This window comes from Winogradskyella echinorum (assembly GCF_014297365.1).
Lineage (GTDB): Bacteria > Bacteroidota > Bacteroidia > Flavobacteriales > Flavobacteriaceae > Winogradskyella > Winogradskyella echinorum.
The window spans coordinates 1,382,447-1,408,666 of record NZ_JACOQD010000001.1; the positions used below are offsets into that span (position 1 = coordinate 1,382,447).

Annotated in this window: 25 protein-coding genes; 18 read left to right on the forward strand and 7 right to left on the reverse strand. The window is 31.8% G+C overall.

Annotated elements, in window-relative coordinates; genetic code table 11:
* Positions 1-4: 4 nt before the first annotated feature.
* From H8K90_RS06180 to H8K90_RS06235, 12 genes are all read left to right on the forward strand, one after another.
* Positions 5-1,705 (forward strand): hypothetical protein, encoded by a 1,701-nt coding sequence (locus H8K90_RS06180; protein WP_186845043.1) that lies wholly within the window; start codon positions 5-7, stop codon positions 1,703-1,705.
* A 2-nt stretch (positions 1,706-1,707) separates the two neighbouring features.
* Positions 1,708-2,712 (forward strand): vWA domain-containing protein, encoded by a 1,005-nt coding sequence (locus tag H8K90_RS06185; RefSeq protein ID WP_186845273.1) that lies wholly within the window; start codon positions 1,708-1,710, stop codon positions 2,710-2,712.
* Positions 2,705-3,745: a vWA domain-containing protein gene (locus H8K90_RS06190; protein WP_186845044.1), complete on the forward strand. Its 1,041-nt coding sequence runs from the start codon at positions 2,705-2,707 to the stop codon at positions 3,743-3,745. The genes H8K90_RS06185 and H8K90_RS06190 overlap by 8 nt, the downstream gene beginning before the upstream one ends.
* Before the next feature lie 98 nt (positions 3,746-3,843).
* On the forward strand, positions 3,844-4,671 hold the full coding sequence (locus H8K90_RS06195; protein ID WP_186845045.1) for a tetratricopeptide repeat protein: 828 nt from the start codon (positions 3,844-3,846) through the stop codon (positions 4,669-4,671).
* Between the two features lie 76 nt (positions 4,672-4,747).
* Positions 4,748-6,517, forward strand: a complete 1,770-nt coding sequence (locus tag H8K90_RS06200) for a BatD family protein (protein ID WP_186845046.1) — start codon at positions 4,748-4,750, stop codon at positions 6,515-6,517.
* A 1-nt stretch (position 6,518) separates the two neighbouring features.
* Positions 6,519-7,277, forward strand: a complete 759-nt coding sequence (locus H8K90_RS06205; RefSeq protein WP_186845047.1) for a tetratricopeptide repeat protein — start codon at positions 6,519-6,521, stop codon at positions 7,275-7,277.
* A gap of 98 nt (positions 7,278-7,375) precedes the next feature.
* Entirely contained in the window at positions 7,376-7,618 is a 243-nt protein-coding gene (locus H8K90_RS06210) for a hypothetical protein (RefSeq protein WP_246457534.1), read from the forward strand.
* An 86-nt stretch (positions 7,619-7,704) separates the two neighbouring features.
* Entirely contained in the window at positions 7,705-9,285 is a 1,581-nt protein-coding gene (locus tag H8K90_RS06215; RefSeq protein WP_186845048.1) for a SulP family inorganic anion transporter, read from the forward strand.
* A 14-nt stretch (positions 9,286-9,299) separates the two neighbouring features.
* Positions 9,300-10,106 (forward strand): universal stress protein, encoded by an 807-nt coding sequence (locus H8K90_RS06220; protein ID WP_186845049.1) that lies wholly within the window; start codon positions 9,300-9,302, stop codon positions 10,104-10,106.
* Positions 10,107-10,157: 51 nt separating this feature from the next.
* On the forward strand, positions 10,158-10,832 hold the full coding sequence (locus tag H8K90_RS06225; protein WP_186845050.1) for a DUF2490 domain-containing protein: 675 nt from the start codon (positions 10,158-10,160) through the stop codon (positions 10,830-10,832).
* A 59-nt stretch (positions 10,833-10,891) separates the two neighbouring features.
* Positions 10,892-12,769, forward strand: a complete 1,878-nt coding sequence (locus tag H8K90_RS06230) for a SulP family inorganic anion transporter (RefSeq protein ID WP_186845051.1) — start codon at positions 10,892-10,894, stop codon at positions 12,767-12,769.
* Between the two features lie 11 nt (positions 12,770-12,780).
* A complete protein-coding gene (locus tag H8K90_RS06235; protein WP_186845052.1) occupies positions 12,781-13,410 on the forward strand; it encodes a carbonic anhydrase family protein in 630 nt (209 codons plus the stop codon).
* 45 nt (positions 13,411-13,455) lie between these two features.
* On the opposite strand, the gene H8K90_RS06240 is transcribed toward H8K90_RS06235, so the two are convergent.
* Positions 13,456-13,971, reverse strand: coding sequence for a CvpA family protein (locus H8K90_RS06240; RefSeq protein ID WP_186845053.1), 516 nt, complete (start codon positions 13,969-13,971; stop codon positions 13,456-13,458).
* 70 nt (positions 13,972-14,041) lie between these two features.
* Between H8K90_RS06240 and H8K90_RS06245 the strand changes: the two genes are divergently transcribed.
* From H8K90_RS06245 to H8K90_RS06255, 3 genes are read left to right on the forward strand one after another with little or no spacing between them, the layout of a single operon-like run.
* Positions 14,042-14,398: a hypothetical protein gene (locus H8K90_RS06245; protein WP_186845054.1), complete on the forward strand. Its 357-nt coding sequence runs from the start codon at positions 14,042-14,044 to the stop codon at positions 14,396-14,398.
* A 35-nt stretch (positions 14,399-14,433) separates the two neighbouring features.
* Positions 14,434-15,453 carry a phenylalanine--tRNA ligase subunit alpha gene (locus H8K90_RS06250; RefSeq protein ID WP_186845055.1) on the forward strand — a complete coding sequence of 340 codons (1,020 nt, stop codon included), beginning with the start codon at positions 14,434-14,436 and terminating at the stop codon, positions 15,451-15,453.
* Positions 15,454-15,459: 6 nt separating this feature from the next.
* On the forward strand, positions 15,460-15,855 hold the full coding sequence (locus H8K90_RS06255; RefSeq protein ID WP_186845056.1) for a hypothetical protein: 396 nt from the start codon (positions 15,460-15,462) through the stop codon (positions 15,853-15,855).
* On the opposite strand, the gene H8K90_RS06260 is transcribed toward H8K90_RS06255, so the two are convergent.
* Both H8K90_RS06260 and H8K90_RS06265 read right to left on the reverse strand, forming a co-directional pair.
* The gene (locus H8K90_RS06260; protein ID WP_186845057.1) at positions 15,794-16,423 is read right to left on the reverse strand and encodes an RDD family protein; all 630 of its coding nucleotides are present in this window, start codon (positions 16,421-16,423) and stop codon (positions 15,794-15,796) included. The two genes, H8K90_RS06255 and H8K90_RS06260, sit on opposite strands and share 62 nt — an antisense overlap.
* Positions 16,423-17,424, reverse strand: coding sequence for an NAD(P)H-dependent glycerol-3-phosphate dehydrogenase (locus H8K90_RS06265; RefSeq protein WP_186845058.1), 1,002 nt, complete (start codon positions 17,422-17,424; stop codon positions 16,423-16,425). Before H8K90_RS06265 ends, H8K90_RS06260 begins: the two co-directional genes overlap by 1 nt.
* A 201-nt stretch (positions 17,425-17,625) precedes the next feature.
* Here H8K90_RS06265 and H8K90_RS06270 point away from each other — a divergent pair, with 201 nt between their 5' ends.
* Positions 17,626-18,573 carry a nicotinic acid mononucleotide adenyltransferase gene (locus tag H8K90_RS06270; RefSeq protein WP_186845059.1) on the forward strand — a complete coding sequence of 316 codons (948 nt, stop codon included), beginning with the start codon at positions 17,626-17,628 and terminating at the stop codon, positions 18,571-18,573.
* A gap of 202 nt (positions 18,574-18,775) precedes the next feature.
* A complete protein-coding gene (lysM, locus tag H8K90_RS06275; protein ID WP_186845060.1) occupies positions 18,776-19,273 on the forward strand; it encodes a peptidoglycan-binding protein LysM in 498 nt (165 codons plus the stop codon).
* A 64-nt stretch (positions 19,274-19,337) separates the two neighbouring features.
* On the opposite strand, the gene H8K90_RS06280 is transcribed toward lysM, so the two are convergent.
* Genes H8K90_RS06280 through mfd form a run of 4 tightly spaced genes read right to left on the reverse strand, consistent with a single transcriptional unit; the run spans position 19,338 to position 25,628 of the window.
* Entirely contained in the window at positions 19,338-20,639 is a 1,302-nt protein-coding gene (locus H8K90_RS06280; RefSeq protein ID WP_186845061.1) for a TlpA family protein disulfide reductase, read from the reverse strand.
* 26 nt (positions 20,640-20,665) lie between these two features.
* Positions 20,666-21,397, reverse strand: coding sequence for a BatD family protein (locus H8K90_RS06285; RefSeq protein ID WP_186845062.1), 732 nt, complete (start codon positions 21,395-21,397; stop codon positions 20,666-20,668).
* Positions 21,398-21,436: 39 nt separating this feature from the next.
* Complete coding sequence (locus H8K90_RS06290; RefSeq protein WP_186845063.1) at positions 21,437-22,300, reverse strand: DMT family transporter; 864 nt, start codon at positions 22,298-22,300, stop codon at positions 21,437-21,439.
* Positions 22,293-25,628, reverse strand: coding sequence for a transcription-repair coupling factor (gene mfd, locus H8K90_RS06295; protein WP_186845064.1), 3,336 nt, complete (start codon positions 25,626-25,628; stop codon positions 22,293-22,295). The genes H8K90_RS06290 and mfd overlap by 8 nt, the downstream gene beginning before the upstream one ends.
* Before the next feature lie 103 nt (positions 25,629-25,731).
* Between mfd and H8K90_RS06300 the strand changes: the two genes are divergently transcribed.
* Positions 25,732-26,163, forward strand: a complete 432-nt coding sequence (locus H8K90_RS06300) for a tellurite resistance TerB family protein (RefSeq protein ID WP_186845065.1) — start codon at positions 25,732-25,734, stop codon at positions 26,161-26,163.
* Positions 26,164-26,220: the final 57 nt, after the last annotated feature.

The following is a 26,220-nucleotide window of genomic DNA, read 5'->3' on the forward strand; positions in this document are numbered from 1 at the left end:
AGAAGTGAAAAGTAAAAAGTTAAATAGCGTCATTTTGGTAAGTAAACAAAGATTAGGTTTATCTATCATCTTTTTTCTCTTATCCCTTATCTCTTTTAGCCAGGTAAAAACAGAAGTCGATACTACAAAAATTAGAATTGGCGAACAAATCAACTATAAAATTAAAGTTGAAGCAGATTCTACAGCATTGGTTGTATTCCCAGAAGGGCAAACTTTTATGCCTTTAGAAAATGTAGAAGCCTTAAAAATAGATACCACAAAACAAGAAGCTAAATTCTTGTTGTCTAGAATATATAAACTCACTCAATTCGATTCTGGTTCTTATACAATTCCGAGACAAAAAGTAATTATTGGAGAAAAACCATTTTTTACAGACTCATTAAAAGTTGAAGTTAATTCCATAGAAGTAGATACAACAAAACAGAAACTTTACGATATTAAGCCCATTATTGAAGTAGAAAAAAGTGGAGGTAATTGGTGGAAATGGCTGTTAGGTATTTTGGCAGCAATAGCTTTAGTTGCGTTTTTATTGTACTGGTTTATTTGGAGAAAAAAACCGTTAACAGAGGAAGAAGAAATTGCGTTATTACCGCCATATGATCGTGCAAAATTGGCCTTAAAGAAATTAGATGAGAGCCAGTATTTAATCCGTTCTGAGGTTAAAGATTATTATTCAGAACTAACTTTTATTATTAGAAAATATCTCGACGAAAAAGTTTACGATCGTGCATTAGAAAGTACAACAGATCAACTTATTTCTAGACTTTTCTTATTAAAAGAAGGTAATCAAATAGATTTATCAAAAGACACTATAAAGAATCTTGAATCCATTTTAAAACGTGCTGATTTAGTGAAATTTGCAAAGTCAGCACCAGATACTGCATTAGCAGAAATGGATAAAGCAACTATAGATAAAGAAATAGATCGTGTAAAGGAAAGTTTACCAGAACCTACAGAAGAAGAAAAACTATTAGATAAACAATATAAAGAAGAACAAGAACGAAAAAAGAAACGTAAAAAGGTAATCCTTACTGTGGCTATTTCTGTATTCTTACTTATTGCTACGTTTGTTGGTTTTGGAATAAAATATGGTTTTGGTTACGTAAAAGATACTATTGTTGGACACGAAAGTAAAGAGCTATTAGAAGGAGACTGGGTAGAAAGTGCTTATGGATTTCCTCCAATTTTTATCGAGACACCTAAAGTTCTAAAACGAGAAGAAGTAGAGCTGCCAGATGAAGCTAAAGGTAAAATGAAAATTGCCATGTTTAGTTATGGAAGTTTAATGGAACGCTTTTATATTATTACAAGCACAACCAATTTAAATACACCTAAAAATGAAGATGCTGAAGCTGTAGAAGAGCAGAAAGCTATTAATATAAATACAGTAATTGAAGGGAATTTAAAGACATGGGAAGCCAAAGGTGTTAAAAATATCATTACAAAGAATGAACAGTTTATAACACCTAATGCTGCTGAAGGTCTAAAAACTTTCGGAACGGCAGAGTTTCCTGGTATAACAGAAGGTAGCTTTGAAAAAGGTAATTATGTTTTCTTGAGTTTCACAACCGAAAATGTAATTCAACAAATTGTAATTGTTTGGAGAGTAGATGACGTGTACGCAGAAGAAATGGTAGAGCGTATTATAGATTCAGTAGAATTAAAACCCGATGAAGCCGTTGAACAAGAAGAACAAGAACAATAATGATGTTTGATAATATAGAATTTTTAAATAAAGAATTGTTCTGGCTGTTATTGCTTATACCAATAGCAGTGATTTGGTATGTCTTTAAGCATAATAAGCAAACCGCTGAGTTAAAGATGTCGAGTATTCAAGGATTTAAAGTAACCTCTTCAATATGGTCTAAACTAAGACATTTGCTTTTTGCTCTGCGTTTAATTGCTCTAGGATTATTAATTACCGCATTAGCACGACCGAGAACTGTAGATGTTTCAACAAAAACAAAGACAACTCGAGGTATAGACATTGTAATGGCTATTGACGTATCTGCAAGTATGCTTGCTAAAGATTTATTGCCAAATAGACTAGAAGCTTTAAAAAAAGTTGCTGCAGATTTTATTGATGGTCGACCAAACGATAGAATTGGTCTAGTAGAATATGCGGGTGAAGCCTATACAAAAACACCAATTACTAGCGATAAGTCTATTGTATTACGCTCAATGAGAGATATAAAATATAATACAATTATAGAGGGTGGTACAGCTATTGGCATGGGCCTAGCAACTTCTGTAAACCGTTTAAAAGATAGTAGAGCTAAAAGTAAAGTGATAATTCTTTTAACTGACGGTGTTAATAATGGCGGATTTATTGACCCTAAAATTGCTAGTGAACTGGCTTTAGAATATGGTATTAAAGTATATACTATTGGTTTAGGAACGAATGGAACTGCATTATCACCAATATCTATAAACCCAAATGGAACATTTAGATATGGTCGTCAACAAGTAGAAATTGATGAAGAGCTTCTAAAAGAAATTGCCGAGGTTACTGGCGGGAAATATTTTAGGGCGACTAATAATAAAAAGTTGGCTGAGATTTATAATGAAATTAATAAGCTCGAAAAAACTGAAGTAGAAGAAAAGAAGTATTATAATTATGAAGAAAAGTATAGGCCAATAGTGTTACTAGCTGGTTTACTTTTGTTAATTGAATTATTATTAAGAAACACAATATTTAGAAGCTTTGTTTAGACTCGATGAAAAAATATGGTTTTGGACGTTACTGGCTATTCCGGTAATAATTTTGCTGTTTGTATTGCTTCAAATATGGAGACGATCTGCTCAGAAAAAATTTGCGGATTCGGGCTTGTTAAAACGATTGAGTCCTAATCAATCGTTATTTAAAAGTATATTAAAAGTAGTGGTGCTTTGTGGTGCTTTTGCGTGTTTGTCATTAGCATTAGTAAACCCTAAAATTGGCACAAAATTAGAGACAGTGCGTAGTCAAGGAGTAGATATTGTTTTTGCAGTAGATGTTTCTAAAAGTATGCTTGCAGAAGATATTGCGCCAAACCGACTAGAAAAATCTAAGCAACTAGTTACTCAAATTATCAATAGTTTAGCTAGTGATCGTGTTGGGATTATAGCCTATGCAGGTAAAGCATTTCCGCAATTACCAATTACAACAGATTATGCATCTGCTAAAATGTTTTTGCAAAATATGAATACAGACATGCTCTCTTCACAAGGAACAGCAATTCATGAAGCCATTCAGTTGGCAAAAACTTATTACGATGACGAAGAGCAAACAAATAGAGTGCTCATCATTATTTCAGACGGCGAAGATCATGGAGGTGAAGCAGTTGACATTGCAGAAGAGGCCAATGAAGAAGGCATTAGAATTTTAACAATTGGAGTTGGTGATACTAAAGGTGGTCCAATACCAATAAAGCGAAACGGTGTCGTTTTAAATTATAAAAAAGATAAAAACGGAGAAACTGTAATAACACGTTTAGATGAAACAACTTTAAAAGAAATAGCAACCGAAACTAATGGTATATATATTAATGGTAGAAATACAAACGAAGTTGTGGATACTATTAAAGATGTTTTAGATAAAATGGATAAGAAGGAATTTGAGTCTAAACAAATTGCAGATTTCAAAGATCAGTTTCAATGGTTTTTAGGATTAGGAATTCTATTATTATTTATAGATATATTTTTCCTAGAACGAAAAACAGAATGGTTAAAAAAATTGAACTTATTTAATGAAGCATCAATATAAATCACAAGTATTAGCTAATTAAAATTTTTAGATTTATTTTAACGCTAAATCATAAAAGGCTTTATTAATTTAGAGTTTAAGACAATAATAAAAAAAGCATGAAATTATATATAGCACTTATAACGCTCTTAATTGGAAGCTTCGGGATTGCCCAGCAAGTAGACAAAGCGCAATTAAAAGCTAAACAAAAAGCAACGAACTTAGTTTATAAAGCTAATGAGTTGATTGATGAGGATAATTACATTGAAGCCGAAATGGAATATAGAAAAGCCATTTCAGAAGCTCCAAATAAAACGGTTGGAGCGTACAACTTAGCACATTCATATTTTAGAAAAGGTAGTTTTGATGAGGCATTATACAGAAGTCAAGAAGCAGCTAAGAATGCTACTACTAAAGACGAAAAACACAGAGCATATCACAATATCGGTAATATTTTAATGCAAAATGAATTATGTAAAGAAGCCGTTGAAGCTTTTAAAGATGCCTTAAGAAACAACCCAAACGACGAAGAAACTCGCTATAATTATGCTTTAGCTAAGGAATGTGCAGAGCAGCAAAAAGATGGTGGTGGAGAAGATGACAAAAAGGACGAGGATAAAGAAGAAGAAAAAGATAAAGAAGAAGACCAAAAGAAGGAAGACGAAAATAAAAAAGAACAAGATAAAAAAGACGAAGGCGATAAGGACAAAAAGGAAGGAGATAAAGAGGAAGATGAAAACGGAAAGCCAAAGGATGATAAAAAAGATGATGGTAAAGGTGATAAAGAAGATAAGAATCAAAAGCCAAAACCAAAACCAGGACAAATGTCTCCGCAGCAGATAAAAAATATTTTAGAAGCTATGCAAAACCAAGAGCAAAAAGTGCAGGAAAAAATTAATGCCGAAAAACAAAAAGGAGCAAAAATAAAAACTGAAAAAGACTGGTAAAAACGAATGACGATTGTTGAATTACGAATTTTGATTTAATGTCCTCGTAAATCGCAAATCTAAAATCGTAAATTGAATGAAACTCACAAAACACATATCAATTTTATTTTTAGTACTTGCTACAAGTATAGCTTCTGCACAAGTTAAGTTTGAAGCTAAAGTAAGCAAGAAGAAACTTGGTGTAAACGAACGTTTACGAATAGATTTTGAAATGAATCAAGATGGTGACAACTTTGTACCACCTAGCTTTAAAGATTTTACTGTAGTTGGAGGTCCTAACACATCTTTAATGAATTCTTATGCAAATGGTAAAAAGACCTATTCAAAAACCTATAGTTATTTTTTAGCACCTAAAAAGAGAGGTACATTTACAATTAAACAAGCAACTATTGAGATTGATGGTGAAACCTATAAAACGTTTCCAATAACGGTTACTGTTACAGCCGCAGTTGATAGGCCAAATGGTGCGCCAGATGCTTCAGATATTGCCTCAGATAATATTCACTTAGTAGCTGAGGTTTCTAATTCAAATCCGTACCTAAATGAAGCCATTACAGTGGTTTATAAGTTGTATGTTTCTAAAGAAACTGGTGTAAGTGGTTGGTCAGAAAAAGATAGCCCAAGGTATAATGATTTTTGGAATCAGAATATAGAAGTAAAAGGGTTTCCTACGCAGAGAGGACAGTATAAAGGGGAAGATTATAGATATGTTGTAGTGCGTAAAACTGTACTTTATCCCCAAAAAACAGGTAAATTAAAGTTAGAGCCTTTAGTGTTAGAAGTTATGGTAGAAGTACCAACAGGAAGAGCTAATATATTTGGCCAGCAAATGATGACCCAAGTGCCACAAACTGTCACAGCTGGCAGTAGAACGATTAACGTAAAACAATTACCGGAAGAAGGTAAACCTTCAGATTTTAAAGGTGCTGTAGGTGATTTCGATTTTAATATTACAACAACCAAAACTCAATTGAATGCCACAGAATCGCTTCAAGCTAAAGTAGAAGTTACAGGAAAAGGAAATTTAAAATTATTTGAATTACCTAAATTAACTGTTCCGAGTTCTTTAGAGGTATACGAACCAGAACACAAAGAAAACGTTCGCACTAATTTAAGTGGTATGCGAGGAAGTATTTCAGACACTTATACACTTGTTCCTCAGTATCGTGGAAAATATCCCGTGCCAACAATTTCATTTTCATATTTCGATTTAAAAACCGAAAGTTATAAGCGTATAACTTCAGATGAAATTGTAATTGATGTATTAGAAGGGCCAACAGCGGCTAATAATAGTGAAAATGCAACTGTGGCAAATACTAAACAAACAGTAACATCCAATAATAATACATTTGCATTTATAAAAACATCATCAAATTGGGTGAGTACGCTTAATCAACCGTTTTTTAAGTCAACTGGGTTTTGGTCTATGTTATTACTTCCTTTTTTAGCTATACCTCTAGCCATAGTTATTAGAAGGAAAAAGGACGAGCGTGATGCTGATGTAACTGGTAATCGTATAAGAAAAGCAGACCGATTGGCTAAGAAATACCTTGGTGCTGCCAAAAAAGCTTTAGGGCAAAAAGAAGCATTTTACGAAGCTTTAGAAAGAGCACTTCATAATTACTTAAAGGCAAAATTAAATATTGAAACTAGCGATTTTAATAAAGAAAAAATTGAAAACCTTCTTGGAGAAAGACAAATAGAAGAGAATGTTGTTTCAGATTTTATTTCAATATTAGAAAACTGTGAATTGGCACGATATACACCAATTACGCAAGTTACCATGCAAAACGATTATGATAAAGCGGCAAAAACGATTTCATTAATTGATAAACAAATGAGGTAATATGAGAGCATTCGCAGTAATAGTTGTATGTTGTTTTAGTTTATTTGGAATTTCTCAAAATGACCAACGTTTTGAAGAGGCTAACGCATTATATAATGATGGTAAATATGCAGAAGCAGTTGATAAATATGAAGCCATATTAGATTCAGACATGCATTCTGCTGAGTTGTATTTTAATTTAGGCAATGCTAATTATAAACTCAATAATATAGCTCCGAGTATATATTATTATGAAAAAGCACTTCTACTAAGCCCAAATGATCAAGACATAAAAAATAATTTGGCTTTTGCACAAAACATGACCATAGATGCGATTGATAAAGTGCCCGAAGTTGGATTTTCTAGAATTATTAAGAACATAATAAATACCTTTAGCACAGATACATGGGCAAAGATTGCTGTAAGTGCGGCGCTTTTGTTTGTATTACTATTTTTAGTTTACCATTTTTCTTATACTACTTCAAAAAAACGAATAGCTTTTATAACTAGTGTTTTAAGTTTATTGCTGACTTGTTTTTCGGTAGCTATGGCGTTTCAAAAAAATAGTTTAAATAAAAAAGATAATCCAGCGATTGTTTTTGAACAAGAAAGTAGAGTTAAATCGGAAGCAAATAAAACAAGTGAAGAAGTGTTTAGACTGCACGAAGGTACCAAAGTACAAATATTAGAGACGTATAAGGATTGGAAAAAAATTAAGATTTCAGACAACTCTACAGGATGGTTACCTGCCAAAGATTTAAAACTGTTAAAGGATTTTTAGAGATTATTTAACAGAATGTTAAATACTTAATATTATATTTACGGCTTATGTTTAGCCAATCAAAATATAGAATAGCTGTTATATTAACCATATTATTTATGGCACTAATTTCAGCACCTACTATAATTCTATCTTTGGACGACACATATGATGTTTCATGCTTTTATAGTATAAACGAGGAAGAAGAAAACGAAAACTTAAAGCTGGTTTTTGAAAAAATTAGCCTTGATCCTGAATTTTTAATTGAGGATAATGTTAATTCACATCTTATAGGATATACGTTTAAACACTATCCTAAGCCTCATCTTAATCTAATATCACCACCACCCGATTTTATTTAATATTTATTCGTTGGACATTTTGTCCCCTTAAAAAATATTAAAATTACTATTGAATTCTTTTCAATAGAGAAAAATCATTATTACAAATGTTTAAAACATTAAAAAACGACATACCAGCGAGTATTGTCGTATTCTTTGTTGCATTACCATTATGTTTAGGTATTGCATTGGCCAGTGGAGCACCATTATTTTCAGGATTAATTGCGGGTATTATTGGAGGTATTGTTGTGGGCTCTTTAAGTGGTTCTAAAATTGGAGTTAGTGGACCAGCCGCTGGTTTGGCAGCTATAGTATTAACCGCAATAGGTACTTTAGGAGGTTATGAAAATTTCTTAGTCGCTGTTGTACTAGGAGGAATTATTCAGTTACTCTTTGGTGTGCTAAAAGCTGGTATTATTGGTTATTATTTTCCATCATCAGTGATTAAAGGTATGCTGACAGGTATCGGTATTATTATTATTTTAAAACAAATACCTCATTTTTTTGGGTATGATGCAGAACCAGAAGGAGCTTCTAGCTTTATGGAAATGTCTGGTGAAAACACGTTCTCAGCTCTTTGGAATATCTTTGATAATATTATCGTTGGTTCTATGGTGATCGGCTTTATATCGCTAGGTATTTTATTACTGTGGAGTAATGTTTTAGTTAAAAAAGGAAAAATATTCGAAATTGTTCAAGGGCCATTAGTTGCGGTTGTTGTAGGTATAATATTTTATGTTATAACACAGTCTAACGAGAGTTTAGCAATTGCACAATCTCACTTAGTTAGTGTACCAGTTCCTGATGATTTCGATTCATTTATAGGTCAATTTAGCTTCCCTAATTTTGCTGAGATTACAAATCCTGAAGTTTGGGTTGTAGCATTCACAATTGCGTTAGTAGCAAGTTTAGAAACTTTACTGTGTGTAGAGGCAACGGATAAGTTAGATCCAGATAAAAATGTAACACCAACAAATAGAGAGTTGTTAGCTCAGGGAACAGGAAATGTAATTTCAGGATTAATAGGTGGTCTTCCTATAACACAAGTTATTGTAAGAAGTTCTGCGAACATACAATCTGGTGGTAAAAGTAAAATGTCTGCAATTATACATGGTTTCTTATTATTAATTTCAGTAATTCTAATACCAAGATTATTAAACATGATACCGCTGTCTGTATTAGCTGCTGTTTTATTAATTGTTGGTTATAAATTGGCAAAACCGTCATTGTTTAAAAAAATGTATGATCTAGGTTGGAAACAATCAGTTCCGTTTTTTGTAACTGTTTTAGGTATTGTATTTACCGATTTATTGGTAGGTATTGGCTTAGGATTAGCTGTAGGTATTGTTGTTATACTAATTAAGAGTTACCAAAACTCTCATTTTCTTCATATCGAAGACAAGAGCAACGGAAAACATAAAATTAAGATGACACTTGCTGAAGAGGTTACATTTTTTAATAAAGGAGCCATTTTAAAAGAGTTAGAAAGTTTACCAAGAGACACATTCTTAGAATTAGATGTAAGAGAAACAAGATATCTTGATAATGATATTATAGAGATTCTAGATGACTTTGCATTTAAGGCAAAAGAAAGAAATATAGATATAAAGTTGATTTCAGAACGAGGTACTATTGAAAATCCAGATAGTTTTATTGAATTCTTTAAATTAAGACCTAAAACAGCCTAATTAAATAAAACATTATGGAAAATGATAAATATAAAATTTTAGTCCTTTCAGACTTAAAGAGAAACTCTAGTACAACTTTAAAAAATAGTGTGAGTTTAGCAAAAATGATTGATGCGGATTTACAACTTTTTCATGTTAAAAAACACACAGAAATCGTAACTAGAGAAAATCAGTTGTCTGCAATGCGAAGTATAAATGAGGCTTTTATTAAAACTAAAAATAAAATAATAGGATTAATTGACCCGCTTTCAAAATCATACGATATAGACATTGATTATAATTTTTCATTTGGAAATTTAAAAGATGAAATAAGAAATTCTATCAAAAATTCTAAACCAGATATAATTGTATTAGGGCAAAGAGATTCTAAACCTTTAAAATTAGTTGGTGATAGTATAACTAGTTTTATACTAAAAGAATTTGATGGTATTGTAATGATTTCATCTCCAAATAATGTGTTAGAACCTAATGAAAAAATGACCTTAGGAGTTTTAAATGGTTCTAAAAAGATATTTGATACTAAAATGTCTAAAAATTTAGTGTCTCATACTTCAACTCCATTAAAATCATTTAAAGTAGTTGATTTTCAGAGTGAATCAAAACCTGCGTCTACGTTAAATGAAGAAAAAATGGTGGAATATGTTTTTGAGAAAAATGCCAATACAATAACTACGCTTTCTTCATACCTATTAAAAAGTAAGATTAATTTATTATGTGTGGATAGAAATAAAAATGAAACAAAGAATATCACAAATACAGTAACTCCTTTAAAACAAGTGGTAGGTAAATTGGATGTTTCGTTATTGGTTTCGAGAGCGTAAAAAATAATAGTTTTAAATTAAAATCAATCGTTTATGCACAGACAAATGCCAATGAATAAATTGAAAAATAAGCTAGGAATAGTTATGATAGCATTTTTACTATCGTTACCTAGTTTAATGAATGCTCAAGATAGTAATTTAGGTAATTGGCTTATATATATTGGAAATAAACAACTTAATGATAAATGGAATATCCATAACGAGGTACAATACAGAAATTATAATGCAGCTGGTGATTTAGAGCAGTTATTATTACGAACTGGTTTGGGCTATAATATTACTGCAAATTCAAATATTTTACTTGGTTATGGTTATATTCTATCGGAAAATTATATTGGCGATTCTGATGATAAAGTATCCGTAAATGAACATCGTATTTTTCAACAGTTTACAACAAAACAAAAAATTGGTAAGGTAGGTTTAAGCCATCGTTACCGATTTGAACAGCGTTTTGTAGAAGACGATTTTAGAATGCGTTTACGTTACTTTTTAGGACTTAATATTCCGTTACAGTACAAAGAAGATGCAAAAAATCCATTATATCTTTCTATTTATAATGAGATATTTTTAAATACGGAATCTTCAGTATTTGACAGAAATAGAGTTTACGGAGGTTTGGGATATAAATTTTCAAAAAATCTTAGGCTAGAGTTAGGTTATATGAATCAATTTTTTGAAACATCTGGTAGAGATCAAATTAATTTAATTGCATTCGTCAATTTTTAACTTAAGTTCTAACCTTAACTATTATTTGTTTAAATTTAAAAAAAAGGTATAAATAAACTATGAAGGACTTATTTAAACACATTAAAGGTGATGCATTTGGTGGTATCACGGCAGGGATTGTAGCTCTGCCTTTGGCATTAGCATTTGGTGTGTCTTCTGGCTTAGGGCCAGAAGCAGGTCTTTATGGAGCCATATTTATAAGTTTTTTTGCGGCCCTTTTTGGTGGAACTAACACGCAAATTTCTGGGCCAACTGCACCTATGACAGCTGTAAGTATGGTTGTTATTGCTGGAATTGTAGCCGCTAATGATGGTAGTGTAGAAAAAGCATTACCAGCTATTTTAACGGTTTTCTTGTTAGCAGGTTTAATACAAATTGGCTTAGGATTAATGGGTGTGGGAAAATATATAAGATACATTCCTTACCCAGTAGTTTCTGGTTTTATGACTGCAATTGGTGTAATTATCTTACTCACACAGATTTTACCTTCTTTAGGTTATAACCCAAAAGAAGATACAGAATTTGTAAATAAATTTAAACCGCAAGCAGAAGAAGTTATTCTAGAAAATATTTTAAAGGATGAGGCTGGTGAAGGAATTTTAGTACTAGAAGACTTTAAAGAAACCATAGAACGCGCTGGTAAAATAACACCAGAGCAAATTTTAACCGAATCTAAAACACTAGCTGCAAAAGAAGCTTCGGGCACTATAGGTGCTATAAAGGTTTTACCAAGAGCTTTAAAAAATATTAAATGGTTAGAGCTAATATTAGCTTTAGGTACAATTTTTATTATTTATGGCTTTAAACGGATTACTACTAAGATTCCTAGTACATTAGTTGCATTAGTAGTTATGTCTGGTATTGCTTATGGTTTTAACTTGGCTTATTTACCAATTTCAGAAATACCAAGTGGTATTCCAGTACCTAAATTAGAAATGTTCTCTAATTTTAGCTTAAGTAGTATTTCACCATATATATTTACAGCACTTGCGCTGTCATTATTAGGTGCAATAGATTCATTGTTAACAAGTGTTGTTGCCGATAATATGACAAAAACCAAGCATAAGCCTAATAAAGAGCTAATTGGGCAAGGTATTGGTAATAGTATTGCTTCAATATTTGGTGGTATTCCTGGTGCAGGCGCAACAATAAGAACTGTTGTAAATATTAATGCTGGAGGTAAAACAAAACTATCAGGAATGATAGCTGGCATTATGCTTTTAGTTATAATGTTAGCCTTGGCACCTGTGGCATCAAAAATACCAGCAGCTGTATTAGCAGGTATATTAATAACTGTTGGTATTGGTGTAATGGATTACAAAGGACTTAAAGCAATTCCGAGTTTACCAAAAGACATTTCTATTTCTCTTTTTAAATTCTTTAAAATAAGGTTAAGCTCAGAAGTATTAATTATGTTAGTTGTATTGGTACTTTCAACCTTTTGGGATTTAATTTATGCGGTAGGTATAGGTTTAGTAATAGCGTCATTAATGTTCATGAAAAAAATTGGGGATTTAACAGCAGAACGTTCTGATGTAAAATCTTTAAAAGAAGAAGCATGGGCAGATGAAGGTAATTTTCCTGAAAATTTAAAAGAAGAAGTGTTTATTAAGCATGTTAAGGGACCACTCTTCTTCGGTTCTACCAGCGATTTTCAAGCTTTAACAGAACAAATTCCTAAAACAGCCAAAACTGTTATTTTACGATTAGGAAGAATGCAGTATATGGATCAATCTGGTTTGTATGCGATGGAGGATATGTTACAAGAATTAAAAAAGGATGATGTTGAAGTTTTATTCGTTGGTCTCTTAAAACAGCCGCGTTATATGATGGAACGCATTGATATTATTCCAGATTTTATTCCGAATGAACATATTTTCAAAGATTTTAAAACCTGTTTAAAATGGGTAAAAGAAAATGTAAAAGATAAATATTAAAAACAATAAAAATGAAAGCACATACTAAAGAAACACAAGCAACAATGACCCCAGAAAAAGCTCTGGAATTTTTAAAAGAAGGTAATATTAGGTTTCAGAATAACCTTAAAGCCAATAGAAATTTACTTGAACAAGTAAATGACACTGCAGATGGTCAGTTTCCTTTTGCAACAATTTTAAGTTGTATTGACTCTAGAGTTTCTGCTGAATTAGTATTCGATCAAGGGTTAGGAGACATATTTAGTGTAAGAATTGCAGGTAACTTTGTTAATCAAGACATTTTAGGAAGTATGGAGTTTGCCTGTAAATTGGCCGGTACTAAATTAATTGTTGTATTAGGACATACAAGTTGTGGTGCAATAAAAGGTGCTTGTGATCATGCTAGAATGGGTAATCTAACTACTTTAATTAATAAAATTGAACCAGCGGTTTATGCTGTAGAAGAACCTAGCGATGAGTCTAAACGAAATTCTTCAAATTTAGAATTTGTAGATGCTGTCTCTAAAAAAAATGTTGAAATGACTCTAGAGAATATTAAGAATCAGAGTGTTATTCTAAACGAAATGGAAAAAGATGGCGAAATTAAAATAGTAGGTGGTATGTATAACATTAGTACCGGAGAAGTAGAGTTTTATTCTTAAAAATTGTATGCTATAAGTTTAAAGCCATTCGCAAGAGTGGCTTTTTTATGCTTCTTCGTCATTCGTTTCCTCTTCAGATTCACTTTTAATAAGATTAGGGAAAATCATAGGAGCCAAAGATTTTACAGGCTCATAAAGCACACTTTCTTCCAAATCTTCTTTTTCCATAAATGGAAGCGTATTATTTAATTTATTGAAAACAATTAGTAGTACACTTAAAATCAAGCCTATTTTTAGTGCTCCAAAAATACCACCAGCTAATTTATTTATGATACCTAAAGCTGCAAAATCGGCTAATTTAGTTAGTGCTTTTCCGGCTAAACTAATGGCTAATACAATAAGTACAAAAGTTATGGCAAAGGCAACAATATTAATGGTTTTTTCTGCCCAGTCTACCTTAGATTCTAAAAACTCAGCTGCAAATCCACTAAAGTGTATAGCTCCATACACACCCAAAACTAAGGCAACTAAAGAAGCAACTTCAACAAAAAGCCCTTTCATGGCTCCTCTAATTAGCCCAAATAATAATAGGGCTCCCAAAACAATATCAATGATACTCATAATACTAGCGGTTTTAGCAAATATAAATTAACTTTGCCAATTCTATAACGCAGATTGTGTTAGATAAATTATGGCAAGAGACGAGGAATTAAAAAAACGATGGGATTTAGTGGTAGAAAAACTTTCTAACCAATTCGCAGATGGTGATAAATTAGATCTAGATTCAATTATATATCTTATTGGTGTTCAAGAACTTGGGCAAATACATAGAGAATATAAAAAAGACCACAAACTAGATTTAATGCATATAGCCATTTGTAAAGTCTTAGAGCCTTATGGTTTTTATGAATTTGATTTTGTAGATGACGATGGTTGGCCACATTATAAGGTTAAAGCACAATTACCACATTTAAAAGCTGGCGAACAAAGTATTTTAATGAAAGAAGCCATTGTTAACTATTTTATAGAAACAGAATATATCAGTTAAGATTTTTTAAATTTGCAGATTGAATTAAGGATATCATGATAGATAAGATAAAAGAGCTCATAGCAGAAGCCGAAAGTTTTAAAGCACAATCTAAAGAAGAGGTTGAAGCATTTAGAATAAAATATTTAGGGTCTAAAGGACTTTTAAAACAATATTTTGCTGAGTTTAAAAATGTTGCTAACGACCAAAAAAAAGAATTTGGTCAGACTATCAATGAGCTTAAGAAAACTGCAGAAAATAAAGTTAATACTTTAAAAGAAGCTTTTGAAAATCAGGAGGAAGAAAATAGTGTGTATGGAGACTTATCGCGTCCTGGTGAGCCGATTGCTTTAGGAGCTAGACATCCTATTTCTATTGTAAAGAATCAGATTATAGATATCTTTTCTCGTATAGGTTTTAATGTAAGTGAAGGGCCAGAAATAGAAGACGACTGGCATAATTTTACAGCATTAAACTTGCCCGAATACCATCCGGCAAGAGATATGCAGGATACCTTTTTTATTCAAACCGATCCAGATATTTTATTACGTACGCATACCAGTTCGGTACAAGTACGTTATATGGAAAATAATAAACCACCTATCAGAACAATTTCACCAGGTCGTGTTTATAGAAATGAAGCGATTTCCGCACGTTCGCATTGTTTCTTCCACCAAGTTGAAGGTTTATATATTGATAAGGATGTGAGTTTTGCAGATTTAAAGCAAACACTTCAATATTTTACTACTGAGATGTTTGGTAAATCTAAGATTAGATTACGTCCATCCTACTTTCCGTTTACGGAGCCAAGTGCTGAGGTAGATGTGTATTGGGGTTTAGAAACCGAAACTGACTACAAAATAACCAAAGGAACAGGATGGTTAGAGATTATGGGTTGTGGCATGGTAGATCCTAATGTTTTAGAAAATTGTGGTATTGACTCTAAAGAATACTCTGGTTTTGCTTTTGGTATGGGAATAGACCGTATTGCGATGTTACTTAACCAAATTAGTGATATTCGTTTATTAAGCGAAAATGATGTGCGTTTCTTAGAGCAGTTTAAATCTTCATTATAATTTCTTTTGAAAAAAGATATTAAAATACCAGATGTAAAAGACGTACATGTTGCGGTTGTGCAAGAACAGCATCCAGAATATAAAACGCAAGATTGGAATGCCTACATCATTAATAACTCTGATAAAGATTTAGAAACAGTTCTCATTGTGTCTCAAGGCTATTCTGAAAAAAAAATGACACCTCCAATGCGTCATACTTTGGCTAAATTGCCAGCAAGAAGCTATGCTAAAATAGAATACTTACAAGAAAAGGTACTAGAGTTAAATAACGAGTTTAAGATTACTTTTTTTGAAGGCAACCAGATGTATGACAAGTCGTACTTATTTAGAAAGAACACTATTAATCTAAAGGCTTTACAGACTGTTCCTTTAATGCAGCTGAAGGGAGTTTTGGTGAAGTAGAAGCTGTAATTTTTTTTATTCCAAATATAAGACCACTAATGAATGCTATGCATAAAAATGCAAGTGCAACCATTTCTAATGTTTCTATCTTGTTCTCGTTGACAATGTAGAAAATTAAAAAGCCTAGAATAGTTTGATTAAAAACTAAAATTAAAGGCTGCTTAATTTCAATTTTCCTTAGCTCTATATCTTTAATTACATAGGTGTTAGAAAAACTATCGTGTATGGCACGTTCATCATCACTAACACCAGATAATATGCTAATAAAACGACTTAGTGTTCTTATTAAAAGTTGTATGATCGTTGGTGGATTTCCACTACTAGTAACAACTTTTGTTTGTGTTTGATATTTCCCAGGAGTTCTTCCTAAAGCTAATTCAAAACCAAAATAATAAAGAAATCTAACAAACAGATACATTAAAAAGGCGACTTTATAACTTTCAAATGTTAGGTAAGCAACCAGTAATCCAAAAAAAGAAGAGATGATAAAATCAATGATTAAATTTTCACCACGACTCTCTTCATTGGCAAGATTAAGATTCTTGTACTTTTGGTTCGTAATTTTCATTAATCCAACTTCTCAGTTAACTTCTTAAATACTTTCTTAGGATTTTTATTCTCATAAAGCACGTCATACACAGCATTTATAATTGGTAATTTAGTCTTTTTGCTGTTTTTTTCGTTTAGTAAAAAGGCACTTTTAGTGGCATAATAACCTTCTGCTACCATATTCATTTCCATTTGTGCAGACTTTACAGTGTAGCCTTTGCCAATCATGTTACCGAACATTCTGTTTCTAGAAAACACGGAATAACCTGTAACCAATAAATCTCCTAAATAGGCTGAGTTATTGATGTTTCGTTTCATTTTGTGCATCTTTTTTATAAAACGCTTCATTTCTCTAATAGCATTGCTCATCAATACACTCTGAAAGTTGTCTCCATAGCCTAAGCCATGAGCAATTCCGGCAGCAATAGCATAAATATTTTTCAGCATTACAGCGTACTCTACACCAATAATATCATCACTAATTTTTGTTTTAATATAATCACTCGATAAATTATCTGCTATAGCTTGCGCTTTTTCTGCATCTGCACAAGAAATGGTTAAATAAGATAACCGCTCTAAAGCAACCTCTTCTGCATGGCAAGGACCAGCAATAACCGCTATATTCTCAAAAGGAATTTTATAAATATCATGAAAATGCTCACCTACCAATAAACCAGTTTCTGGGATTATACCTTTTACAGCTGAGACCAAAACTTTATTACTAATATCTGTAGTGAGTTTTTCTAATTCGCTATGCATAAATGCAGACGGAATAACAAAAATGAGCACATCTGCCCAATCTGCCATTTCATTTATATCATTGCTGAGCCTTAACTGTTCTGTATGAAACTCAACCGAACTTAAATAACTAGGATTATGTTGTTCTTTTAATATATGTTCTTTGGTATAAACACTTCGCATATACCAACCAACTTCATCTAAGTTTTCGCAAAGCATTTTTACAATGGCTGTTGCCCAACTTCCAGCTCCAAAAACAGCATATTTTGTGGTACTACTCATAGATTTTTGTGTCGATTATATATTTCAAAAGTAAGGAAACTTTTGTTATTTCTCTGTTATTTTGATTGCTGTTGAGAAACGATGTATTCTATTATAATTGCATATTAACTACCCTCAATATAACAGCATGGAAAAGATAAAAATTAATTTTTGGCACGCGTTTTGAAATTACCTTAGTAACAACCCTAAAAACGAAAGATTATGAAGACATTAAAATTACTACTAGGATTTGCACTAAGTGCAGCATTGTTTACCTCATGTTATGTTGAGGAAGCACATATTAATGATAACCCAAGAGTTTCTTTAAATCAATTATTAAATTCTTACGATTTATGGTATGTAGATATTAATGCTACTCAAGGTTATGGTGAAACACAGTTTCTACAAATTGCCTTTACGTTGAGTTTTGATAATGGTCGTTTATACGCTAACAATAATTTAGTTGGTATAGGTAGTCAAGGTAATGGTTATGGAGTACAAATAGGTAATTATAGTGCTTATGATATGATATTGGATGTTGACCATGTTATTGATGGTTTTGATAGTTTCGATGTTTATCAGGTAGATTATAACACCATTGAGTTATATAATCCATATAATGATACCTCATACTTTTTAGATGGTTACCAACGATCAACATTTGATTATGATATGGTATTCTATGATAATATTCATTATTTCTTACAAGAGTACGAGGCTTGGGAAAAAACCTATACAAGTAATTTTGGTGCACTAAATGAGTTTGATAATGAAAACTACTTGCAGTTTTTATCTGGTGGTAACGACTCTACATTTAGAAGCTCGCAAGATGAAAATGTATACAATACAGATAACATTTATTGGGATTATACAGGAGAATATGGTGTAGGAAATGTTAGTGGAAATATGTACCTAAAAACATTAACATTAGATTATGATTTCTTTGACAATGAATTCTTTGAACTCAGCGTTATAGATGATAGTACAATTGAATTGCTGCATGCAGATTCTGGTACAGTTTACGAATTTTCAGGTAGAGCTTACATAGCTTATTATAGAAGTTCTGATACACAAGGTAAAATTACCAAGCAATTAGATAAACCTAAGAAGCGTAAGCAAAAATCTAAAAAGGTTGAAAACCTAAGAGAAAATACAAGAATTAGAAGCTAAATTTTGGTTGGTTATTTAGTTTCAAAACGCTCAGATAAAACACTTGTTTTACTGAGCGTTTTTCTTTTATATAATTGATTTAGCTACTATTGATTATACCAAAAACATTAAATCTTATTTTGATGATTGAATTGCAAATACAAAAGATTTTCACCAACTTTACAAATACACGTTAAACGAAATACTAATAAATACTAACATCATGGGATTATTTTCATTTATTAAAAATGCAGGCGCCAAAGTTTTTGGCATTGGTAAAACAACAGAAGAAGAGGCTTCGGAGGCTAAAGCTGCAGCAGAAGCAAAGGAACTTAGAATAGAAGAAGCTGCTGCTCGAAATTTAGAAGAAACTATTGTAGATTTAGGTTTGCAAGTAGAAAATCTTAATGTATTTGTAGATGATGAAATGGCAAGAGTATCTGGTAAGGCTTACAATCAGGCTACAAAAGAAAAAGTAGTTTTAGTAATAGGAAACACAGCAGGAATTGCAATAGTTGATGATCAAATGACAGTGGAGCATGTTGAGCCAGAAGCACAATTTCATACTGTAGAAAGCGGAGATACTTTAGGCAAAATTGCAAAGCATTATTACGGAAATGCAATGAAATACCCCGAAATTTTTGAGGCTAATAAACCAATGCTTAAAGATCCCGATAAGATTTATCCTGGGCAAGTTCTAAGGATTCCGCATTTGGATTAATTAAAATTCATAAAAAAACCTGCAAATGTAAATAAGCAGGTTTTTTATTTTTTGACAAATGAATTTATAGACTTTTTAGAACAACTTCTAAAGCCTCATAATCATAAGGTTTAGCCATAATAATCTTAGAACTACTAAGTAAAAAATACATTGGTGTTGCAGCTACTCCATAGGTTTTTACAATTGGGTTGTCCCATTTTCCTAAACCTATATTATGAATAAAGTTTGGATACTTTTTTATTTCTTCAGTCCAATCTTTGGTGTTATCTTCTAAACCAAAAGCAACAACCTTTAATTTAGGATATTGTGCTACTAATTCTTTTACTTTAGGCAATTCATTTAAACAGTGACCACATCCACTACTCCAAAAAATAAGAAGATAATTTTCTGAACCTTCTAATTGATGTAAACTTGTGTTTTTATCGTTAGAAGCAATTTCAAAATCTGGTGCTTTAGTACCAATAGAGGTGTTTTTATAAGACGAAATAGTTTCAGCCAATACCTTATTTTCAGTTTTATTAGCTAAATCTAATAAATACTTTTCTGTAATATAATTTGCTACGTCGTGATTTTCTAAAGTCACAAAACGTTGCCATAGTATTTCTAAAAGGCTCGTTTTTATAATTAAATCATTATTGCTAATTGCTGTAGCAACATCATCAATATGTTTCTTATAAGTAGCATCACTCGGATTTTCAACAATGTTAAACACATAAGACGTAACTCTATCTACTAAAAATGTAGAACTTTGTAATAAATAATTACTAAAATCAATAGCGTTGAGATACTGATGTTTTAAGTTTTTAGAATAAGTACTTAAATCTTCATAAGTTGTAGGAATATAAGGTCTATTAGCTAAAATAAAAGCAGCTACTAGTTTTCCGTTTGCAGATTCCTCATATGCTAATTGGGTGTCTTTTAAAACCTTAAAAATTGAGTTAAATCCTTCTTTATCTGTGTTTTCTTTAGAGTAATAATTGCTGATGGTTTGGTTAATCATGTCTATACTTTTTAGGTAAGATAGCCAAAGTTTGTTTTCATCAGATTCAGTAAATTCTACTCCTTTATCATAGCTAAAGTTAAATGCTACAGTTTCTTTACCATCATAGATAAAATCGAAGTTATTTTCTTCTGGTGGAACCGCATAAACAATTTTATAAATACCTGGTGTTACGGTTGAATCTAGTGGAATTTGAAAGTTACCCTCACTATCTAATTCACCACGATTAACGTAATTGGCACCTTGAGGTGTCGCCTGATATAAAAATGCATAAGAAAACTCTTCTGCAGGAGAGAAATTTCCTTTTACCGATTGTGCAAAAGGTATCAAAGGTAATAGTAAAAAGAAAATTAATAGTTTCTTCATTATGAGTTGAGATTTATAAGGTTTAATTACTTATTTTTTAATTCAATTTTTTCGAGATCAATTTTTTCTGGTAAATGTTCAAAATCTTTTTTAGATAGTGTATAAGACCCATCAAAATTATCTTTAAATTCAATTCTATACTTTTTAATTGAATAAGAAAAACCGACTTCCATTTGCTTGGAGTCCTTTGATGTTAACGTATGAGATGATGAGCTATAGTTGCTTAACTCAATTCCATCAGTTAATTCTTCATGCAATTCTGCAAATTCTTTTCCTTTAGGTAAAACTCCTCCAATAGTATGCGAAAAACCTCCATCTTCATGTTCTTTAAAATTCGATTCGTTTTCAATTAATTGTTCTAGAATAATATATTTTTCTCCTTCAAATTCGGTCAATCTTACCCAAACTCCTCTTTCAATTGGCAATTCTGGTAAAACGTTTACCTCAATGATATCTGTAAAATATTTTGTACCATTAAACTCAAAATTAAATGGCCCTATTTTATGTTTTTTTGCTTTTTTAAAAACAATTACTCTCTCAAAACTTTTAGAATGCATCGCAAACAATGAAGAATTTGAAAATTCAATGTTTTTACCTAATTTATTTTTAAAGTAGTCATTTAAAAAGTCCATGTCTATAGAAAACGTTACACTTTGTCCAACTCTAGGTTCTGGATTGTCAATTTCAATTTTTAGTTTTTCTTGGCCGATGAGACCTATTGAACAAAATAATAAAAGCAATAGTGTAATTTTCTTCATAATTTTTTTCTATTTATAATAACGGCAAAAATTACGCCATTATTTGGTTTTGGACCTAATACTTTCTATAACTACAGTAGCTAAAATTAAAGCACCTCCAACAAATGTATGTATTGTTGGTATTTCATTCAAGAAAAAGTAGGCAATTATAATTCCTGTAACGGGTTGTATACTACCAATTATACTTGCTGTACTTGCTTTAAAGTATTTTAAACTACTAACAAATAAAGTGTGCCCAATAGCTGTAGTCATTAAGGCTAGTAGAATAACATAAGGGTACTGCGTGGTAATATTACTTGTATCCATAAAAAACAGCACAGGTACTAAGACCACACTAATTATAGCTACCTGGTAAAACATTAGCATTGTACTGTTGTAATTAGCTACATGGTTTTTTAGAATGAGAATTCTAATGGCATAACACAATGCTGAAAGAATTCCGAATAAAATACCTTGTAAATAACCACTTTCTATGTTAAAATCTGGTGCTAAAATATAAATACCAAGAAGTACCATTAGTCCTAAAACAATATGTATAGGATCTAATTTTGTTTTAGAAAATAAAGGTTCTAGTAGTGCAATAATTACAGGAAATGTAAAAATAGACAACATACCAATTGCTACATTAGATAATTTTAAAGCATAGAAATAGGTAATCCAATGTGCACCCATTAATAAGGCTGCAATAAAAAATGTCCAACGGTCTTTACCGTAATTAATCTTTAAGTTAATGCCTTTATACCAACAAAAAAGTAATAAAAAGATTGCTGCTAAAATTGCACGCCACCATATTATGACAGATGTAGGCATGTTAATATATTTGCCTAATGCACCAGAGGTACTAATAAAAATTGTCCCAACTAAGAGCCACAATAAATGATTTAAATGACCTTTATCATTCATTTATTTTAGATAATGCAACAAGTGCTTGTTTGGTAGATTTTATATTTTCGAAAGTAAGTAGTAATCTAAGTCCTTTACGTGTTTGTTTTTCTTTCATTTTGCATTTACCAACATTCATCTGCACAAATTGTAAGACTTTAGTAAACGCTTCGCTTTGATAAAATCCGCTTTGTTGATCTTGAATAAAATAACCAATCAGTTTGCCTTTTTTCATTATGAGTTTTTCAATTCCCATTTTGGTGGCAATCCATTTGAGACGTACACTATCTAATAAATCTGATACTTGAGAAGGTAATTCACCAAAACGGTCAATAATTTCAGATTCAAATTTGTCTAAATCTTCATCTGTTTTTATTTCGTTTAGTTTCGTATAAAGGTTTAAACGTTCGGTAATATTATTAACGTAATCATCTGGAAAAAGCAATTCAAAATCTGTATCAATGGTTATATCTTTAACATACTGTTTTGGTTTACCGTCGTCTTTATATAAATCTGCAAACTCAGACTCTTTTAGTTCTTCAATAGCTTCGTTTAGTATTTTCTGATACGTATCAAAACCGATATCATTAATAAAACCACTTTGTTCTCCACCCAATAAATCACCAGCTCCTCTAATTTCTAAATCTTTCATGGCTATATTAAATCCACTACCAAGTTCTGTAAATTGTTCTAGGGCTGTAATACGTTTACGAGCATCCGTAGTCATTGCCGAATACTCTGGAGTAATAAAGTAACAGAAGGCTTTTTTGTTACTACGACCAACACGACCTCGCATTTGGTGTAAGTCGCTTAGTCCAAAATTATTCGCATTATTTATAAAAATAGTGTTGGCATTTGGTACATCTAAGCCACTTTCAATAATAGTCGTACTCACTAAAACGTCAAATTCGCCATTCATAAAAGCAAGCATCAATTGCTCAAGTTTTTTTCCATCGAGTTGTCCATGACCTATACCTATTTTAGCATCTGGAACTAAGCGCTGAATCATACCAGCGACTTCTTTAATATTTTCAATACGATTATGAATAAAGAATACTTGTCCACCACGTTGAATCTCATAACTCACAGCATCTCTAATCGTTTCTTCATTAAAACGGATAACGTGGCTTTCTATAGGATACCTGTTTGGAGGAGCTGTTGTAATTACAGACAAATCTCTAGCCGCCATTAAACTAAATTGAAGTGTTCTAGGTATTGGAGTGGCCGTTAATGTAAGTACATCAACATTTTCTTTTATGGTTTTAAGCCGTTCCTTTACTGCAACACCAAATTTTTGTTCTTCATCAACAATGAGTAAACCTAAATCTTTAAACTTCACTTTAGGATTTGCCAACTGATGCGTGCCTATAATGATGTCCACACTCCCCTTTTCAAGCCCTTCTAATGTTTCTCGTTTTTCTTTAGCTGTTCTAAATCGGTTAACATAATCTACAGTTACAGGAAAATCTTTTAATCTTTCTTTAAAAGTCCTAGAATGTTGATAAGCTAAAATTGTGGTAGGTACTAAAACGGCAACTTGCTTACCATTATCTACAGCCTTAAAAGCCGCTCTTATGGCAACTTCGGTTTTACCAAAACCAACATCTCCGCAAACCAAACGGTCCATTGGTCTTTCACTTTCCATATCAGCTTTTATATCTGCTGTAGATGTGATTTGGTCTGGTGTATCTTCATAAACAAACGAGGCTTCTAACTCATGTTGCATATGGCTATCTGGCGCGTATTGAAATCCCTTTTTTAGTTTTCTTTTGGCATATAACTTTATAAGGTTAAACGCTATTTCCTTAACACGAGACTTGGTTTTTTGTTTAAGTGTTTTCCAGGCTTTACTACCTAATTTGTAAACCGTTGGTGGTTTACCATCTTTGCCATTAAACTTGGTGATTTTGTGTAATGAGTGAATGCTGAGATATAAAATATCGCGCTCACCATAAACCAATTTTATAGCCTCTTGTTTTTTACCTTCGACATCAATTTTTTGTAATCCGCCAAATTTCCCTATTCCATGGTCTATGTGAGTTACATAATCACCAATTTCGAGATTAGTAAGCTCTTTTAATGTGATGGCTTGTTTCTTTGCGTAACCATTTTTTAGATGAAATTTATGATAACGGTCAAAAATTTGATGATCTGTATAAACCGCAATTTTGTGTTCGGTATCTATAAAACCTTGGTATAGAGAAAGAACAATCGTTTTGTAATGTACCTCACCTTCATGATCTTCAAAAATATCATGGAAGCGTTTTGCTTGTTGTTCACTTACGCATGTAATGTAATTGGTAATACCATTTTGGTGATTTTCATTTAAGTCTTCAATCAATAAATTAAATTGTTTATTGAAAGCTGGCTGCGGTTTTGTGTTATAAGTAATGACCTGATTACTCATTATGGCTGTAGAGCCAAACTCTACTAGACAATATTCTAAAAACTGACGTTTTATTAATTCTGAATTACAATATAATTCTTCAGGTGAAGCATGTTTTATTTCTCCCGATAAGGCATTGTATGCTTCGGTGGCTTTACTATAGAAGTCATCAATTCTAGAAAATATAAGCGATGCATTTTTAGAAAAAACTACTGTTTTATTAGAAATATATTTTAAAAAACTCTCGCGCTGTTCGGCAATTAATTTATTCGCTACATTAGGAATAATACTAACCTTTTTAATGCGCTCTGTTGATAGTTGCGTCTCTACATCAAAGGTTCTAATACTATCAACTTCGTCACCAAAAAACTCAATACGATAAGGTTCGTCATGCGAAAATGAAAATACATCTACTATACCACCTCGTACAGAAAAATCACCAGGCTCTGTTACAAAATCTACGCGTTTAAACTTGTATTCAAATAATACTTCGTTTACAAAATCGATGCTCAATTCGTTACCAACAGAAATTTTCAACGTATTTTTTTCTAGCTCTCTTTTAGTAATCACTTTTTCAAAAAGTGCATCAGGATAGGTAACAATAACACAAGGTTTTTTACGCGAATTTATTCGGTTTAAAACTTCGGCTCTTAAAAGTACATTGGCATTATTAGTTTCCTCGTTTTGATAGGGTCTGCGATAACTGGCAGGATAGAACAACACATCTTTATCATTAATTAATTGTTCTAAATCATTTAGGTAATAAGCAGCTTCTTCTTTATCATCAAAAACAACTAAAAATGGTTTGTCTGCTGTTTTAAAAGCTTCTGAAATTGTAATAGAAAAAGAAGACCCGACTAGTCCTTTTAAATGGGTGTTTAGTTCGGTTTGGGCAATAGCATTTTGCAGATTTTGCAATTGCAAAGTCTGAGCGAATGTTTGGGAAATGAAGGTTTTACTCAAGTTCCTTTATTTGAGGTGCAAATATAAAATATTTTGAAGCTTTATTTATGATAAATGCTTCGAATAGATTTATATTTGCACTGACTTAAAAAACTTAATATATATGTCATTTTCAGAATTATTTGAGAGCGGGTTTAAAAAGCGTAATGAAGACCATTTTGCAGCTATAGTTAGAGTTGCAATGAGTGATGGTATCATAGATGAGCAAGAAAAAGCGTTTTTAGACCGTTTAGCTACAAGATTAGATATTACAGATAACGATTATAAAGTTATACTTAAAGATTATAAAAGCCATCCAATTAATCCGCCAATATCTTACGATGAGCGTTTAGAACGTTTATACGATTTGGCTCGTATGGTATGGATAGATGATATTGAAGGTCCAAATCAGCATGCTTTATTAGAAAAGTTATGTGTTGGTCTTGGATTCAACTCAGATAACGTAAAGTACATTGCAGATAAAGCATTAACTTTAGCTCACGATAAAGTAGATTTAGATGCCTTTATGGAAGGTATTAAGTCTATGAACGAGTAAACACCCACAACATAAAAAAAAGCGAACTTAGAAAGTTCGCTTTTTTTATGTTGTATA